Source organism: Comamonas sp. GB3 AK4-5, assembly GCF_041320665.1.
In the GTDB taxonomy this organism is placed as follows: Bacteria; Pseudomonadota; Gammaproteobacteria; order Burkholderiales; family Burkholderiaceae_C; genus Comamonas.
In genome coordinates this window covers 1,010,610-1,025,830 of record NZ_CP166730.1, presented here as the reverse complement: position 1 = coordinate 1,025,830, position 15,221 = coordinate 1,010,610, and the positions used below count along the sequence as shown (strand labels likewise).

General features: G+C 64.4%; 15 protein-coding genes and 1 tRNA gene. 13 read left to right on the top strand and 3 right to left on the bottom strand.

The features are described from left to right. Nucleotides 1-2: 2 nt before the first annotated feature. From ispE to pth, 5 genes are all read left to right on the top strand, one after another. The gene (gene ispE, locus ACA027_RS04490) at nucleotides 3-878 is read left to right on the top strand and encodes a 4-(cytidine 5'-diphospho)-2-C-methyl-D-erythritol kinase (RefSeq protein ID WP_370681205.1); all 876 of its coding nucleotides are present in this window, start codon (nucleotides 3-5) and stop codon (nucleotides 876-878) included. A 31-nt stretch (nucleotides 879-909) separates the two neighbouring features. Beyond that, a tRNA-Gln gene (locus ACA027_RS04485) sits at nucleotides 910-986 on the top strand. A 41-nt stretch (nucleotides 987-1,027) separates the two neighbouring features. Next, nucleotides 1,028-1,987, top strand: coding sequence for a ribose-phosphate pyrophosphokinase (locus ACA027_RS04480; protein ID WP_370681204.1), 960 nt, complete (start codon nucleotides 1,028-1,030; stop codon nucleotides 1,985-1,987). A gap of 151 nt (nucleotides 1,988-2,138) precedes the next feature. Beyond that, the gene (locus ACA027_RS04475; protein WP_370681203.1) at nucleotides 2,139-2,765 is read left to right on the top strand and encodes a 50S ribosomal protein L25/general stress protein Ctc; all 627 of its coding nucleotides are present in this window, start codon (nucleotides 2,139-2,141) and stop codon (nucleotides 2,763-2,765) included. A 122-nt stretch (nucleotides 2,766-2,887) separates the two neighbouring features. After that, nucleotides 2,888-3,508, top strand: coding sequence for an aminoacyl-tRNA hydrolase (gene pth, locus ACA027_RS04470; protein ID WP_370681202.1), 621 nt, complete (start codon nucleotides 2,888-2,890; stop codon nucleotides 3,506-3,508). A 329-nt stretch (nucleotides 3,509-3,837) separates the two neighbouring features. Here the strand turns inward: pth and ACA027_RS04465 are convergent, their stop codons facing one another. Continuing rightward, nucleotides 3,838-4,116: a YfhL family 4Fe-4S dicluster ferredoxin gene (locus ACA027_RS04465; protein ID WP_370681201.1), complete on the bottom strand. Its 279-nt coding sequence runs from the start codon at nucleotides 4,114-4,116 to the stop codon at nucleotides 3,838-3,840. Nucleotides 4,117-4,307: 191 nt separating this feature from the next. On the opposite strand from ACA027_RS04465, the gene ACA027_RS04460 reads away from it, so the two are divergent. From ACA027_RS04460 to ACA027_RS04435, 6 genes are all read left to right on the top strand, one after another. After that, the gene (locus ACA027_RS04460; protein WP_370681199.1) at nucleotides 4,308-5,270 is read left to right on the top strand and encodes an ABC transporter permease; all 963 of its coding nucleotides are present in this window, start codon (nucleotides 4,308-4,310) and stop codon (nucleotides 5,268-5,270) included. Between the two features lie 258 nt (nucleotides 5,271-5,528). Then, on the top strand, nucleotides 5,529-6,389 hold the full coding sequence (locus tag ACA027_RS04455; RefSeq protein WP_370681198.1) for an ABC transporter permease: 861 nt from the start codon (nucleotides 5,529-5,531) through the stop codon (nucleotides 6,387-6,389). 9 nt (nucleotides 6,390-6,398) lie between these two features. Further along, nucleotides 6,399-7,388 carry an ABC transporter ATP-binding protein gene (locus ACA027_RS04450; RefSeq protein WP_370681197.1) on the top strand — a complete coding sequence of 330 codons (990 nt, stop codon included), beginning with the start codon at nucleotides 6,399-6,401 and terminating at the stop codon, nucleotides 7,386-7,388. Nucleotides 7,389-7,521: 133 nt separating this feature from the next. Further along, nucleotides 7,522-8,385 carry an ATP-binding cassette domain-containing protein gene (locus tag ACA027_RS04445; protein WP_370681196.1) on the top strand — a complete coding sequence of 288 codons (864 nt, stop codon included), beginning with the start codon at nucleotides 7,522-7,524 and terminating at the stop codon, nucleotides 8,383-8,385. A gap of 224 nt (nucleotides 8,386-8,609) precedes the next feature. Continuing rightward, entirely contained in the window at nucleotides 8,610-10,100 is a 1,491-nt protein-coding gene (locus ACA027_RS04440; RefSeq protein WP_370681195.1) for an ABC transporter substrate-binding protein, read from the top strand. A gap of 268 nt (nucleotides 10,101-10,368) precedes the next feature. Continuing rightward, a complete protein-coding gene (locus ACA027_RS04435; protein ID WP_370681194.1) occupies nucleotides 10,369-11,817 on the top strand; it encodes an amidase in 1,449 nt (482 codons plus the stop codon). Here the strand turns inward: ACA027_RS04435 and ACA027_RS04430 are convergent. Then, nucleotides 11,786-12,661, bottom strand: coding sequence for a LysR family transcriptional regulator (locus ACA027_RS04430; RefSeq protein WP_370681193.1), 876 nt, complete (start codon nucleotides 12,659-12,661; stop codon nucleotides 11,786-11,788). The genes ACA027_RS04435 and ACA027_RS04430 overlap by 32 nt on opposite strands. A 107-nt stretch (nucleotides 12,662-12,768) precedes the next feature. Between ACA027_RS04430 and ACA027_RS04425 the strand changes: the two genes are divergently transcribed. Together ACA027_RS04425 and ACA027_RS04420 are read left to right on the top strand one after the other, a co-directional pair. Next, the gene (locus tag ACA027_RS04425; RefSeq protein ID WP_370681192.1) at nucleotides 12,769-13,191 is read left to right on the top strand and encodes a 4-oxalocrotonate tautomerase family protein; all 423 of its coding nucleotides are present in this window, start codon (nucleotides 12,769-12,771) and stop codon (nucleotides 13,189-13,191) included. Nucleotides 13,192-13,225: 34 nt separating this feature from the next. Then, nucleotides 13,226-14,404, top strand: a complete 1,179-nt coding sequence (locus ACA027_RS04420; protein WP_370681191.1) for a winged helix-turn-helix domain-containing protein — start codon at nucleotides 13,226-13,228, stop codon at nucleotides 14,402-14,404. A 153-nt stretch (nucleotides 14,405-14,557) separates the two neighbouring features. Here the strand turns inward: ACA027_RS04420 and ACA027_RS04415 are convergent, their stop codons facing one another. Beyond that, nucleotides 14,558-15,205, bottom strand: a complete 648-nt coding sequence (locus ACA027_RS04415; protein WP_370681190.1) for a LysE family translocator — start codon at nucleotides 15,203-15,205, stop codon at nucleotides 14,558-14,560. Nucleotides 15,206-15,221 lie beyond the last annotated feature (16 nt).

The window sequence follows — 15,221 nt, the reverse complement described above, 5'->3', positions numbered from 1 at the left end:
CCATGCGCGCGCTCTACGATGTGCCGGCACCGGCCAAGCTCAATCTGTTTTTGCACATCACCGGCCGCAGGGCCGATGGTTACCACCTGCTGCAGTCGGTGTTCATGCTGATCGACTGGCATGACAGCCTGCACCTGGAAGTGACGCAGGACGGCCGCATCACCCGCCAGGACCTGAATACCCTGGCACCGGCATTGCCGGCCGATGATTTGATCGTGCGCGCGGCCAGGGCCCTGCAAGCCGCCACCGGCTGCACACAGGGCGCGCACATTGCCCTGGACAAGCACATCCCCTCCCAGGCCGGCATGGGCGGCGGCTCCTCGGACGCGGCCAGCACGCTGCTGGCCCTGAACCGGTTGTGGAACCTGGGGCTGGACCGCAGCGAGCTCGCCACCATTGGCCTGCAACTGGGTGCCGACGTGCCGTTTTTCATTGGTGGCAGCAATGCCTGGGTGGAGGGCATAGGCGAGCAGATCACGCCGCTAGAGGGCCTGCAGGCCTTGCCCCGCGCGCGTTTTGTGGTGGTCAAACCCAATGCCGGACTGGACACGCCGGGCATTTTTTCCTCGCCCCTTCTCAAGCGCGATACACAGCGTGCTACAATCGCAGACTTTGCTGCAAATCACTTTGACTTTGGTCACAACGACTTGCAGCCCGTTGCACAAGCACTGTGCCCCGATGTGGAAAAAGCCAGCAACTGGCTCGCCTCGCTCGGTTTACAGGCTAGAATGACGGGCTCAGGAAGTGCAGTGTTTGCGCAAATAAAGCAAGCCGATTTTTCAGTAACGCAGCCGTGCGACTGGACAATCAAAGTTTGCGAGAATCTGCCGAGCCATCCGCTGAAAGAGTGGATAGCAGATAAAAGAACTACCGGTTGACTGCCTTTTAGTTGGGGCAGCCAACCTGTGTAGGGGAGTCGCCAAGTTGGTCAAGGCACCGGATTTTGATTCCGGCATGCGAGGGTTCGAGTCCTTCCTCCCCTGCCAGATATTCTTTGCGTACAGGTAACCCCCTAGCTGGGACGCACATGCACTCCAATCATTCCCAATTCAAGGTCTTCACGGGCAACGCCAACAAGCCCATGGCTATGGAGATCGCCAAACATCTCGGCACGTCCCTGGGCGATGCCGATGTTGGTCGTTTCTCCGATGGTGAAGTCACGGTCGAAATCGCGGAGAACGTCCGCACCCGCGACGTCTTCGTTGTCCAGCCCACTTGCGCCCCCACCAACGACAACCTGATGGAGTTGCTGGTGATGGTCGACGCGCTCAAGCGCGCTTCGGCCGAGAGCATCTGCGCCGTCATCCCCTACTTTGGTTATGCCCGCCAGGACCGCCGCGTGCGCTCCACCCGTGTGGCCATCACAGCCAAGCTGGTGGCCAATATGCTGCAAGCCGCTGGCGTGTCGCGTGTGCTGACCATGGACTTGCATGCCGACCAGATCCAGGGTTTTTTCGACATTCCCGTCGACAACATCTACGCCTCTCCCGTTCTGCTGGGCGACCTGCGCCAGAAGAACTACGAAGACCTGATCGTCGTCTCCCCTGACGTCGGTGGTGTGGTGCGCGCCCGTGCACTGGCCAAGCAGCTGGGCTGCGATCTGGCCATCATCGACAAGCGCCGCCCCAAGGCCAATGTGTCCGAAGTGATGCATGTCATCGGTGACATCGATGGTCGCAACTGCGTGATCATGGATGACATGATCGACACCGCCGGCACCCTGGTGAAGGCGGCCGAAGTGCTCAAGCAGCGCGGCGCCAAGAAGGTGTATGCCTATTGCACACACCCCATCTTCTCGGGCCCGGCCATCCAGCGCATCACCGAAGGCGAAGCACTGGACGAAGTGGTGGTGACCAACACCATTCCGCTCAACGCCAATGCCCAGGCCTGCAGCAAGATCCGCCAACTCTCCGTCGCACCCCTGTTCGCTGAAACCATTCAGCGCATTTCCACGGGTGACTCGGTGAGCAGCCTTTTCTCGGACTAAGCCCCTTTCAGGTCCGAAACCATGACAGCCTCCCTCGCGGAGGCTGGTGTGTGTTACGGGGCACAGCAAAGACAGGGTCAGAAAATCTTTCTGCCCGTCTTTTTATCAACAGGGTGAGACTGGTCGCGGTCCACCCCATCTGGAGTTCATTATGAAATTCGCCGCAACTTCGCGCGCCAAGCAAGGTACGGGTGCGAGCCGCCGCCTGCGTAATTCGGGCAACACCCCCGGCATCATCTACGGTGGTGCTGCTGAAGCCCAACTGATCGAGCTGAACCACAACAACCTGTTCCACGCTCTGAAGAAGGAAGTCTTCCACTCCTCCATCCTGGACCTGGAGCTGGACGGCAAGGAAACCAAGGTCGTTCTGCGCGACGTGCAATTCCACCCCTACAAGCCCCTGGTGCTGCACGTGGACTTCCAACGCGTGGACGACAAGACCAAGGTGCACCTGAAGGTGCCTCTGCACTTCGTGGGCGTGGAAGAGTCCCCCGCCGTCAAGGGCGAGCAGTGCACCGTGACCCCCCTGATCCACGAACTGGACGTGGTGTGCATGCCCGCCGCCCTGCCCGAGTTCATCAACGTGGACCTGAGCACCATGACTTCCAAGGCTGCACCTGGCCTGCAGACTGTGAAGCTGCCCCACGGCGTGAAGGCCGTGGTGCGTGGTTCCAACAAGAACCCCGCCCTGGTGTCCATCAAGCTGCCCGAAGTGGCTCCTGCTGCTGACGCAGCACCTGCACCCGCAGCAGCTCCCGCCAAGAAGGGCAAGAAGTAATTCTTGTGCCTGGCACTGCATAGCCCGCAAGGGCTATGCCCTCATATGGCCCACCTTGTGTGGGCCATTTGTTTTTGGGCGCTCGCCTGCAGCATGGCAGCGCCACCGGGATAATCACCGCCATGATCAAACTGTTTGTGGGCCTGGGCAACCCGGGGCCCGAATACGAGGACACCCGCCACAATGCCGGCTTCTGGTGGATTGACGGCCTGGCACGCGAACTCAAGGTGCAACTCAACCCCGAGCGCAGCTACTGGGGCCTGATGGCGCGCACCAATGTACTGGGCCAGACCGTGTGGCTGCTGGAACCCCAGACATTCATGAACCTGTCCGGCAAATCGGTGGGCACGCTGGCACGGTTTTTCAAGATCCAGCCCGAAGAGATTCTGGTGGTGCATGACGAGCTGGACTTCGAGCCCGGCGTGGCCAAGCTGAAAAAAGGCGGCAGCCATGGCGGCCACAACGGCCTGCGCGACATCCATGCCCAGCTGGGCAGCGACCAATACTGGCGGCTGCGCGTGGGCATAGGCCACCCCGGCCACAAGGGTGAAGTCGCCAGCTGGGTGCTGAAGAAGCCGCCGCAGGAGCAGTGGAACCTGATTCAGGACAGCATTGCCCACAGCCTCAAATACTGGCGGGAGCTGGTTGAAGGGGATATGAGCAAGGCCACCAATCTCATCCACACCACCAAGCCCCCCCGCCCCAAGCCCGAACGCAAACCACCTCAAAATCCCGAAGCCTGATTTTTTGGATGGGGAGAGTGGCCCGTGTGGAGGCGGCCATACAGCGCCTCATGCTTTGTTGCGCGCCCTTGCCGTACAGGCGTACTGTCAGCGGGCACACGCCGCGCCTGAGGCACTGTCTGGCCGTTGTGGGGTTGAATTGAACGCCTGCTGGGCTGCCCTGGCCCGCTCCGGCAAACCCTGCCCCTTTGGGTTTGGCCCCTTCCCCCGCCGGGGGAAGGTTGGGATGGGGGCCTGCCACCTCACCCAAGCTTCCAAAAAAATAGCTGCTTACGCTTGCGGTGCTTGCGTAAACAGCTGTTTTGACTGCAATTTTTGGACGAAAGCAATCAGCTTTGCGTGGCCCCTGCCGAAGCGGCGGCCGCCGCCTGCAGACGCAGGTATTTCTGCATCAGGGTTTCGCGGTCTTCCACATGCTCGGGATTGACCGGAATGCAGGAGACGGGGCAGACCTGCATGCACTGGGGCTCGTCAAAGTGGCCCACGCATTCCGTGCACTTGTGCGGCGCAATCTCATAGATATGCTCGCCCATGTAGATGGCGTCGTTCGGGCACTCAGGCTCGCACACATCGCAGTTGATGCACTCATCCGTGATCATCAGCGCCATGGCTTCACTCCCGAAAACAGCAGGCATTGGCTAGACATGGCTCCATTATCGGCGCCCGCCATGCACCTGGCTTGCATACGGAAAAGTCCCTGACTGCCTGGAGGCAGACAGGGGCGCTCGTTTGCCGTTAAGCTCGCCCTCTCAGGCACCGCCGCCATGCACGGCTGGTGCGCACACCACGCTATCGCTTTATGAGCACTTTCCTTGTCAAACGCCTGCTGACCCTGGTCGCCACCTTGCTGGGTGCGTCCATGGTGGTGTTTGGCGTGCTGGAAGTACTGCCCGGTAACGCGGCCCAGGTGCTGCTGGGGCCGGATGCCGACCCCGAGGCCGTGCAGACCATGGCCGAGCAGCTGGGCCTGCACCAGCCCGCCTGGCAGCGCTATGGCGACTGGATGTGGGGCCTTCTGCAGGGCCAGATGGGTGACAGCTATGCCTATGGCACGCCGGTGCTGGAGCTGGTGCTGGAGCGCTTGGCCGTCACCATTCCGCTGGCCGTGCTGGCCATGCTGCTGACCACGCTGCTGGCCCTGCTGGCCGGCGTCTATGCCGCCGCCCATCACAACAAACTGGGCGATGTGGGCATCATGGGCCTGGCCCAGATCGGCATTGCCATTCCCAATTTCTGGTTTGCCATCCTCTTGATTTTGCTGTTCTCGGTGAAGCTGCAGTGGTTTGCCGCCGGCGGATTTCCCGGCTGGAGTGAAGAGGCCGGCGGCGGCCTGTGGCCCGCGCTGCAGGCCCTGGTGCTGCCCGCCGTGGCCCTGGCCGTGGTGCAGGCGGCCATTCTGGCGCGTATCACCCGCTCGGCCGTGCTGGAGGTGCTGCGCGAAGACTTTGTGCGCACGGCCCGCGCCAAAGGGCTGTCCCAGCGCGCCGCGCTGTGGGGCCATGTGCTGCGCAATGCCATGGTTCCCGTCATCACCGTCATGGGCCTGCAGTTTGCCAATTTACTGGCGGGCACCATCGTGGTGGAAAACGTGTTTTATCTGCCCGGCCTGGGCCGGCTGATTTTTCAGTCCATTGCCAACCGCGACCTGATCGTGGTGCGCAACTGCGTGATGCTGCTGGCGACCATGGTGATTGCGGTGAACTTTGTGGTGGATCTGCTGTATGCGGTGATCGATCCGCGTGTGGAGTCATCGGATATATGAAACACCCCCTGAGTCGCTGCGCGCCTTCCCCCCGCTCTTCGCGAGCTGCGCTCGCGGGCAGGGGGACGACAGCCTCGCTGCGGCTGCCTCTGGCGAAAGGGGCTCTGCATACGGCAGTGGCATTCGTGCGCCGCGCCTTGGCTATTGCTCCTTCCCCTTCGGGGGAAGGCAGGGATGGGGGCTGCCCCCGGTATTTCTCCCTCGCCCGCTTGCGGGAGAGGGTAGGGGTGAGGGGACTGCTCGCCATGGTGTATTGATATGAGCCTCGCCAATGCGGTAACGACCGCTCCCGGCTTCTGGCAGCGCGCGCGCCGCCATCCCAGTTTTGCCATCGGCGGTGTGTTGACGCTGCTGCTCATCGCCTGCGCCCTGCTGTCCTTTGTCTGGACACCCTGGGACCCGTACGCCATGGACCTGGAGGCCAAGCTGCTGCCGCCCACGGCCAGCCACTGGCTGGGCACGGACGCCTATGGCCGCGACGTGGCCTCGCTGCTGCTGGTGGGCGCGCGCAACTCCATCTGGGTGGGCATCATTGCCGTGGGCCTGGGCCTGGTGCTGGGTGTGGCCCTGGGCCTGCTGGCCGCCGCCCGCCGTGGCTGGGTGGAAGAAGCCATCATGCGGCTGGCGGACTTCACCTTTGCCTTTCCTGCCCTGCTGTCGGCCATCATGCTCACCGCCGTGTTCGGCCCGGGGCTGGTGAACTCCATCATCGCCATCGGCATCTTCAATATCCCCACGTTTGCGCGCATCACCCGCGCCTCGGCCAATACCGTGTGGACGCGCGAATATGTGCTGGCCGCCCGCGCCTGCGGCAAGAACACCTGGCAGATCACGCGCCAACATGTGCTGCCCAACATCCTGGCGGTGCTGGTGGTGCAGGCCACCATACAGTTCGCCCTGGCCATCCTGGCCGAGGCCGCTCTGTCCTATCTGGGCCTGGGCACACAGCCGCCCATGCCTTCCTGGGGCCGTATGCTGAGCGAGGCCCAGACCCTGATGTTCCAGGCCCCGCTGCTGGCCATCTTTCCCGGCGTAGCAATTGCGCTGTCGGTGCTGGGTCTGAACCTGCTGGGCGACGGCCTGCGTGACCTGCTGGACCCGCGCCTGCGCCGCCGTTAAAGGACTGCCATGGCCTTGCTGGAAGTAGACAACCTGTCCGTCACCCTCCGCACCCAGCGCGGGGAAGTGGCGGCCGTGCGCAATGTCGCGTTCACGCTGGAACGCGGCGGCACACTGGGCCTGATTGGCGAGTCGGGCAGCGGCAAATCTCTCACCGCCCTGGCGCTGATGGGCCTGCTGCCCGACAACGCCCGCGCCAGCGGCAGCCTGCGCCTGCAGGGCCAGGAACTGCTGGGCCAGAGCGAGGCGCAATGGTGCCAGCTGCGCGGCAACCGCCTGGCCATGGTGTTCCAAGAGCCCATGACCGCCCTCAACCCCGTGCACCCCATTGGCCGCCAGGTGGCCGAGCCGCTGCGCCGCCATCTGCGCCTGGACGCAGCCAGCGCCCGCCGCCAGGCCCTGGCTTTGCTAGAGCGCGTGGGTATTCCCCGCGCGGCCGAGCGCCTGGGCGACTATCCCCACCAATTCTCCGGCGGCCAGCGCCAGCGCATCATGATTGCCATGGCCCTGGCCTGTGAACCCGATGTGCTGATTGCCGATGAGCCCACCACCGCGCTGGATGTGACGGTGCAGCAGCAAATCCTGGACCTGATGGCCGACCTGGTGGCCGAGCGCGGCATGGGCCTGGTGCTCATCTCCCACGACCTGGGCGTGGTCTCGCAGAACGTGGACCAGATGCTGGTCATGTATGGCGGCAGCGTGGTGGAAAGCGCGCCCACCGAGACCTTGTTTGCCCATATGGCACACCCCTATACCCGGGGCCTGCTGGCCGCCCGCCCCCAGCTCCACGCCCAGCGCCAGCCTGATGGCCGCATGCCGCCGCTGCCCACCATTTCCGGCACCGTGCCCGATCTGGCCGACCTGCCCGCAGGCTGCGCCTTTAGCAACCGCTGCAGCTATGCCCAGGCGGCCTGCCACAGCCAGGTGCCTGTCGCTATGGAGCAGGATGAAGCGGGTCAACACTGGGCGCGCTGCCTGCGTCCCGAAGCCATGAAATGAGCGCCCCCCTGAGTCGCCTCTGGCGCCTTCCCCCCAGGGGGACGACAGCCTTTGCTGCGGGGCGGCCCTTGCTGGCTGTCCCTGACTTTGGTGCCTGCCCGTTGGATGCGCCGCTGTTCTATGGAGCACTGAGATGACAAGCACCATGCCCCCCCCGCTGCTGGAAGTGCAGCAGCTGTCCCGCCATTACCGCCTGCCACGCCGCCAGCTGTGGAGCGCACCGGCCTGCGTGGCGGCGCTGGACGACATCAGCCTGCAGGTGCAGGCCGGTCGCAGCCTGGGCGTGGTGGGTGAATCCGGCTCCGGCAAGTCCACACTGGCCCGCCTCATCATGGCGCTGGACCGCCCCACTTCGGGCCATATTCGGCTGCTAGGGCAAGACCTGAGCGCGTTAAGCGCTTCCGAATTGCGAGCACACCGACGCCATTTTCAGATGGTCTTTCAAGACCCCTATGGCTCGCTGGACCCACGCCAGACCGTGGCCCGCACCGTGGCCGAGCCACTGGAAGTGCTGGGTGCCACGGCGGCCGAACGCCGCACGCGCGTGGCCGAGGTGCTGGCCCAGGTGGGCCTGCGCCCCAGCGATCTGGACCGCTACCCGCATGAATTCTCCGGCGGCCAGCGCCAGCGCATTGCCATTGCCCGCGCCCTCATAACCCGGCCCCGGCTGATCGTGGCCGACGAGCCGGTCAGCGCCCTGGATGTCTCGGTCCAGGCCCAGGTGCTGAACCTGATGCAGCAGCTGCAACAAGACCATGGCGTGACCTTTGTGCTCATCAGCCACGACCTGGCCGTGGTGCAGCAGCTGTGCCAGGAAGTGGTGGTGCTGCACCAGGGCCACATGGTGGAGCGCGGTAGCCCCGAACAGCTGTTCACCGCCCCACAGCACCCCTACACCCGCCAGTTGGTGCAGGCCGTGCCCCATATCGCCCCCGGCCTGGCCCGTGCCCGCCGCCAGGCCCGGCAAGCGGCCGCAACCACCGCGGCCCAGCGCTGAGCATTCGGCCTGCACGTCCAACTGGTGTACAAAGCGAAATGTGCCGCACCCTGCGGCCTTTTTTCTGAAAACGGGAGGGCGATCTCTGTGCAGGCGCGTTGGAGCGCAATCGGCAGGTGATCGCCACCCCGCTCTTAGAACGTGTTCAATATCTCTACGCAGGCGCGCCGCGAGGAGACTTTGAACACGTTCTTACAACAAGCTTTCGTCCGGAGACCCACCCCATGCTCAACCGCCGCCGCCTTCTGACCACAGGCGCTCTTGCTTCCGTTCCCCTGCTCACCCCGCTGGCAGGCCTGGCACAGAGCAAGAAGGACAGCGTCACCCTGGCGCTCACGCTAGAGCCCCCGGTGCTGGACCCCACGGCCAACGCGGCCTCGTCGGTGGCGGAGATCGCCCTCTACAACATCTTCGAGACCCTCACCAAGATCAACAGCGACGGCAGCGTCTCGCCCCTGCTGGCCGAAAGCTGGGAGGTCTCGCCCGACCTCAAGACCTACACCTTCCGCCTGCGCAAGGGCGTGACGTTCCAGAACGGCGAACCCTGCGATGCCCAGGCCGTGAAGTTCTCGTTCGAGCGCGCAGCGGCCGACAAAAGCACCAACAAGGACAAGCGCAGCTTCGCCGCCATGAAGGTCAGCGTGATCGATGCCCACCAGTTGGTCATCCTCACCCAGGAGATCGATCCGGACTTTCTGTTCGTGCTGGGCCAGGCCACGGCCATCATCGTCGAGCCCAAGAGCGCCGCCACCAACACCACCAAGCCCGTGGGCACCGGCCCCTACAAGCTGGGCCCGTGGAGCAAGGGCTCGTCCATCACCCTGCAGGCCTGGCCGCAGTACCGCGATGCCGCCAAGATCCGCATCCAGCGCGCCACCTTCCGCTTCATTCCGGATGCCGCCGCCCAGGTGGCCGCGCTGATGGCGGGCGATGTGGACGCCTTCCCCCGCGCCACCCCGCGCAGCGTGCCGCAGTTCAAGAACAACCCACGCTTTCAGGTGTTGGTCAGCGGCTCGCGCGCCAAGACCATTGTGGCCATCAACAACGGCCGCAAGCCGCTGGATGATGTGCGCGTGCGCCGCGCCATTGCTGCGGCCATCAACCGCAAGACCGTCATCGAGGGCGCCGCCGAAGGCTATGGCGTGCCCATTGGCAGCCATTACGTGCCCGGCGCCTTTGGCTATGTGGACACCACCGGCATCAACCCCTATGACCCGGAAAAAGCCAAAAAGCTGCTGGCCGAGGCCGGCGTCAAGCTGCCGCTGGAGCTGAGCATGACGCTGCCGCCCACGCCCTATGCACGCCAGGGCGGCGAAATCATCGCCGCCGAGCTGGCCAAGGTGGGCATCAAGCTCAAGCTGCAAAACGTGGAATGGGCACAGTGGTTGTCGAGCACCTACACCAACAAGCAGTACGACCTGACGCTGATCTCCCATGTCGAGCCCTTTGACCTGGGCAACTTCGCCAAGCCGGACTACTACTGGAACTATCACTCCGAGCAGTTCAACCGGCTCTACGACAAGATCAAGAACACACCGCGCCCGGCCGACCGTGCCCGCCTGCTTGGTGACGCCCAGCGCCTGCTGGCCGAAGACAGCGTGCACGCCTTCCTCTACCAGTCGCAATGGGTGACCGTGGCTGCCAAGGGGTTGCGTGGTCTGTGGAAGGATATGCCCATCTTCGTCAACGATCTGTCGGCCCTGTCCTGGGCTTAAACATGTGACTTCAAGATGCCAGCCTAAGAATAGGCCTTGTTGCTGTCTCGTTTTGAGACGGTCATACAGCGCTTCATGCTTTGTTGCGCGCCCTTGCCGTACAGGCGTACTGTCTGCGGGCACGCGTCGCGCCTGAAGCGCTGTCTGACCGTTGTGGAGTAGGGTTCAGCCCCCTGCCACACGGCCCTGGCCCGCTCCAGCAGTCCATGCAGGCCGTTTTTCCTGGTATCGACATACTGAAAGCCCACCCGGGCCACCAAGGAGGGATATGAGCGAGTTGCACCAATTGAGCGCCACCCAGCTGCTGCAAGCCTATATGGCCCGTCAGCTGTCCCCGGTGGAAGTCATGCAGGCCGTCATAGCGCAGGTGGAACGCTGGGAGCCCAGCCTGCACGCCACCTACCTCTACCGGCCTGAAGCTGCGCTTGCGCAAGCCCGCGCCAGCGAGGCCCGGTGGATGCAGCGCAGCCCCCAGGGCTGGCTGGATGGTGTGCCCACCACCATCAAGGACAACATCGCCACCGCGGGTGATCCCACCCCTTTGGGCACGGCGGCCACAGCGCTACAGCCAGCGGCGGCCGATGCCCCACCCGCCGCCCGCCTGCGCGAGGCCGGGGCCCTGCTCTGGGCCAAAACCACCATGCCCGACTTTGGCATGCTGTCCTCCGGGCTTTCCAGCTTCCACGCCACGGCCTGCAACCCCTGGGATCTGAGCAAGGGCCCTGGTGGCAGCAGTGCCGGTGCAGGGGCTGCAGCAGCGGCCGGCTATGGGCCGCTGCATGTGGGCACCGATATCGGCGGCTCCATCCGCCTGCCCGCCAGCTGGTGCGGCATCGTGGGCCTCAAGCCCAGCCTGGGCCGCATCCCCATAGACCCTCCCTATACCGGCCGCTGCGCCGGCCCCATGACACGCAGCGTGGAAGACGCCGCGCTGATGATGATGGTGCTGGCCCAGCCCGATGCCCGCGACTGCATGGCCTTGCCGCCCCAGCGCATCGCCTGGCAGCAACTGGCCCCCGGCCTGCAGCGGCTGCGCGGCCTGCGCATAGGCCTGCTGCTGGACGCAGGCTGCGGTCTGCCCGTGGAGCCCGAAGTGCGCCAGGCTGTGGAGCAGGCCGCCGCGCTGCTGAAACAGGCTGGTGCCATCGTCGAACCCATGGCCCCGTTTTTGACACGCGACATGCTGGACGGCATGGACCATTTCTGGCGCATGCGCTCCCATATGGACCTGCAAGCCCTGCCGGCCGCGCAACAGGCCAAGGTTCTGCCCTTTATCCGCCAGTGGGCGGACAGCGCCCAGGCCTTGACGGCCCCGGCCGTGTTTGCGGCCCAGCACCAGTTCTTCCTCACCCGCCAGGCCACGGTGCAGGCCTGCGCAGCATTCGACTATGTGCTCTCGCCCGTGGCGCCCATCACTGCCTTCGACGCCCAACTGGCGACCCCCACCAACGACCCGCTGCGCCCGCTGGAGCACATTGCCTTCACCGTGCCCTTCAATATGTCGGAGCAGCCCGCGATTTCTGTGCCCTGCGCCATGTCCAGCCAGGGCCTGCCCATAGGCCTGCAAATTGCTGGCGCCCGCTTTGACGACCTGGGCGTGCTGCAAATCGCCCGCGCTTTTGAACAGCTGCGTGCGCCGCTGCCTGCATGGCCTCAGCCACCTGCCGCAAACCCGCGCCAATCCGCTACGACAGCGGCAAAGCCGCCCACTGACTGAGCAGCGCCGCCCGCACCTGGGCCACCAGGCTGGAGGCCCCTGCCCGCAGCGGCAGCAGTTGAAATTGCACCGCCGGCAACGCCGGCCAGGCCGCCCTTGGCGCCTGAGGTTTCCAGGCCTGCATGCCCGCCCCCAGGCTTGAGGTATTCACACAGCCCACGCCCAGCCCTGCGGCCACGGCCGCCTGCAATCCCGCCACGCCCGAGGCCAGGTGCACCACCTCATAGGCCTGCCCCTGGCTGGCCAGACGCTGCACGGCCAGGTGGTGCAAAGAACAATGCGCGGGCAACAGCACCAGGGGCACGGGCTGGTCCTGCGCAAATACCGCATGTGGCGCGGCCACCCAGTGCAGTGCCTCGCTGCACAGCGTACTGGCGCCTTCCGCATCGCCCTCCAACTGCATGCACAACCCCAGGTCCAGCGCCCCTTGCTGCCACATGCTGCGCACCTGGCTGCTGTGCATCACCTGCACATGCAGTCGGAGCCCAGGATGGACCTCCGCCACATGGGCCAGCAGAGAAGCCAAGGCTTGGGGACGGAAATAGTCGCTCACGCCCAGACGCACATGGCCTTGCAATTGCGGGCCGCACAGGTCATTCCAGGCTTGCTCAGACAGCGCCAAGATGCGCTGTGCATGGGCCAACAGCCGCGTGCCCGCCGGCGTCAGCACCACCCCGCTCTTGCTGCGCAACAACAGCGGCTGGCCGCAAGCGGCCTCCAGCTTGCGCATGTGCTCGCTCACCGCCGATTGCGACAAGAACAGCCGCGGTGCAGCAGCCGTCAGGCTGCCGGCCTCGGCCACCACGCGCAGGCTGTGCAGCTGGAGCAGATCAAATCCTTGCATGGGTTTATCCATCCGAAAAACAGGTGACATCCAAAAAATCTTCCCGTTTTTCAAATGAATAGACAAGCCGCACACTGCGGGCCTTCATCACCCCTCAGGAGCTTTCCATGCCCCATATCCAGTTGCAACTTTCGGGCGATGCCAGTGCCCGCAGCGCCCAGGCCGTGGCACGCATCAGTGCCTTGACGGCGGAACTGCTGGGCAAGGACCCGGCTCTGATTTCCGTGGCCGTGCAGCACATCGCTGCCAGCGACTGGTTTGTCGCCGGGCAGTCGCTGCAGGCCCTGCAGCAATCCGCCTTCTACCTGTCCATCAGCGTGACCGATGAGACCAACACCAAAGCGGAAAAGGCGGCCTATCTGCAGGCGATCTACACCGCCATGGCGGCGCTGTGCGAACGGCTGCATGCGGTGTCCTATGTGCACATCATCGATGCTCGCGCCGCGGCTTATGGTTATGGTGGCCGCAGCCAGGAATTTCGCTACCAATTGGCTGTGCAGGCACGCGAGAATGCAAGCCCCGATTCCTGATCACAGCGCTGCTGTCCAGCACCCGCTTTTCCTCATGCAGCCCAACGCAGCACACCCACGCTATCGCCGCATGGCCCTGGCCTGCCAGGGCCTGAGCTCCACCAGGCCTTTTGGCAAAGGCCTGGCCGGCACACAGGCCGCCATCGCGCATCTGGGCTATGTGCAGATTGACACCCTGGCCGTGGTGCAGCGCGCCCACCACCATGTGCTGTGGGCGCGGGTGCCGGCTTATGAAACAGGGCATCTGAACCAGCTGGTGCAGAAGCGCCAGATCTTTGAGCATTGGTTTCATGCGGCGGCCTATCTGCCCATGCGCGACTACCGCTTTGCCCTGCCGCGCATGCACAGCATTCGCAGCGGTGAGCATCCCTACTTCAAAAGCGTCGACAAAAAGCTCATGCAGGAGCTGCTGGCCCGCGTGCGCGGCGAAGGTGCGCTGTCCATGCGCGAGCTGGACACGGGCCGCAACGGCACCAGCGGCAGCTGGTGGAGCTGGGGCCCAGGCCGCCGGGCGCTGGACAAGCTGTTCATGCAGGGCGACTTGATGATTTGTGAACGCAACGGCATGGGCAAGGTCTATGCACTGCGCGAGCAAATGCTGCCTGCGGGCATGGACCTGAGCGAGCCATCCACCGAGGAGTACGCCCGCTATCTGCTGGACACCAGCTTGCGCGCCCACGGTCTGGTCACCTGGAAACAGCTGCTGCATCTGCGCACTGGCAAGCCCTTGCGCGAGGCCATGCGCAGCTTGCTGGCCGAGCGCGTGGACGCAGGCCAGTTGCTGGCCGTGCAGGATGCGGGCCTGGACCAGGCCTATGTCGACGCCCATCTGCTGGACGAAGCCCGCAGGCCCGCCCCACGCGGCATACGCCTGCTCTCGCCCTTTGACAATCTGGTGATTCACCGCGAACGCCTAGCCGCCTTGTTTGGCATGGACTTCCGCCTGGAATGCTATGTGCCCGCGCCCCAGCGCAGCTATGGCTATTTCTGCCTGCCCCTGCTGTGGGGCGATCGCCTGGTGGGCCGCATGGACTGCAAAGCCCATCGCAAGGAAAAGCGCTTGCAGGTGCTGAGCCTGCATCTGGAAAACCAGGCGCTGGATCTGGAACGCTTCGGGCCACAGCTACGCCAGGCGCTGGAAAAATTTGCAGCCTTCAACGACTGCGAGCAAATCGCCAGCGAGGATGCCCGGCTCCAGTCCTGGATGAAATAGCGTGCCTCTCCTCCATAAGGTCGCAAGAGTAAGACCAGGGCGGAGCGCACAAAAACGGCGTAACCCAAGTCAGAGACACCGTGCAAGGGCCGCCCCGCAGCACCGGTGTCGTCCCCCTGGGGGGAAGCCGCGAAGCGGCTCAGGGGGGAGCCGTTACCTTTCCACCGTCGCCAAACGCACCGCCATGCCCAAAAACACCATGCCGGCCAGCCGGTTCAGCCACCACTGGGCACGGGCCGAGCGCTGCAGCATGGCACCAAACAGCCCGCTGAAACAGGCGATGGAGCCAAACACCAGCAAGGTGGCGGCCATGAAGACGGCACCATAGACCGCAATCTGCGGCGCCACCGGGCCCAGTGCCGGATTGGCAAACTGGGGCAAGAAGGCCAGGAAGAAAATCAGCACCTTGGGGTTGGTAAGGTTCATCACCAGGCCCCGCCCCACCATGCGCAGCCCCTCACGCAACGGCAAACGCTGGTCGCGGGCCTGCTGCACCGGCATGTCGCTGACGCTGGACTGCGCCCGCAGCGCCCCCCAGGCCAGATAGCTCAAATAGGCCGCACCACACCACTTGAGCACGGTGAATGCCGTGACCGAAGCGGCAAACACCGCCGCAAGGCCCAGGGCCACGGCCGTGGTGTGCACCGCGACACCGGCCGTCAAACCCAACACCACCGCCAGCCCGGCACGCCAGCCTTTTTGCGCGGACTGCAGCAGCACAAAAATATTGTCTGGCCCGGGCGTCAAAGCCAGCAGCACGGCAATGCCAAAAAAGGCGGTCAGCGATTCCAGAGAAGGCATGGGTTGATTCTTTCTG

Excerpts from the sequence above, each read along its gene's own strand:
- ACA027_RS04475 (WP_370681203.1), top strand. The coding sequence starts at position 2,139 with ATGAAATTCGCCGCAACTTCGCGCGCCAAGCAAGGTACGGGTGCGAGC.
- ACA027_RS04425 (WP_370681192.1), top strand. The coding sequence starts at position 12,769 with ATGCCCCATATCCAGTTGCAACTTTCGGGCGATGCCAGTGCCCGCAGC.
- pth (WP_370681202.1), top strand. The coding sequence starts at position 2,888 with ATGATCAAACTGTTTGTGGGCCTGGGCAACCCGGGGCCCGAATACGAG.
- ispE (WP_370681205.1), top strand. The coding sequence starts at position 3 with ATGCGCGCGCTCTACGATGTGCCGGCACCGGCCAAGCTCAATCTGTTT.
- ACA027_RS04445 (WP_370681196.1), top strand. The coding sequence starts at position 7,522 with ATGACAAGCACCATGCCCCCCCCGCTGCTGGAAGTGCAGCAGCTGTCC.
- ACA027_RS04455 (WP_370681198.1), top strand. The coding sequence starts at position 5,529 with ATGAGCCTCGCCAATGCGGTAACGACCGCTCCCGGCTTCTGGCAGCGC.
- ACA027_RS04415 (WP_370681190.1), bottom strand. The coding sequence starts at position 15,205 with ATGCCTTCTCTGGAATCGCTGACCGCCTTTTTTGGCATTGCCGTGCTG.
- ACA027_RS04435 (WP_370681194.1), top strand. The coding sequence starts at position 10,369 with ATGAGCGAGTTGCACCAATTGAGCGCCACCCAGCTGCTGCAAGCCTAT.
- ACA027_RS04440 (WP_370681195.1), top strand. The coding sequence starts at position 8,610 with ATGCTCAACCGCCGCCGCCTTCTGACCACAGGCGCTCTTGCTTCCGTT.
- ACA027_RS04430 (WP_370681193.1), bottom strand. The coding sequence starts at position 12,661 with ATGCAAGGATTTGATCTGCTCCAGCTGCACAGCCTGCGCGTGGTGGCC.
- ACA027_RS04420 (WP_370681191.1), top strand. The coding sequence starts at position 13,226 with ATGCAGCCCAACGCAGCACACCCACGCTATCGCCGCATGGCCCTGGCC.
- ACA027_RS04460 (WP_370681199.1), top strand. The coding sequence starts at position 4,308 with ATGAGCACTTTCCTTGTCAAACGCCTGCTGACCCTGGTCGCCACCTTG.
- ACA027_RS04480 (WP_370681204.1), top strand. The coding sequence starts at position 1,028 with ATGCACTCCAATCATTCCCAATTCAAGGTCTTCACGGGCAACGCCAAC.
- ACA027_RS04450 (WP_370681197.1), top strand. The coding sequence starts at position 6,399 with ATGGCCTTGCTGGAAGTAGACAACCTGTCCGTCACCCTCCGCACCCAG.
- ACA027_RS04465 (WP_370681201.1), bottom strand. The coding sequence starts at position 4,116 with ATGGCGCTGATGATCACGGATGAGTGCATCAACTGCGATGTGTGCGAG.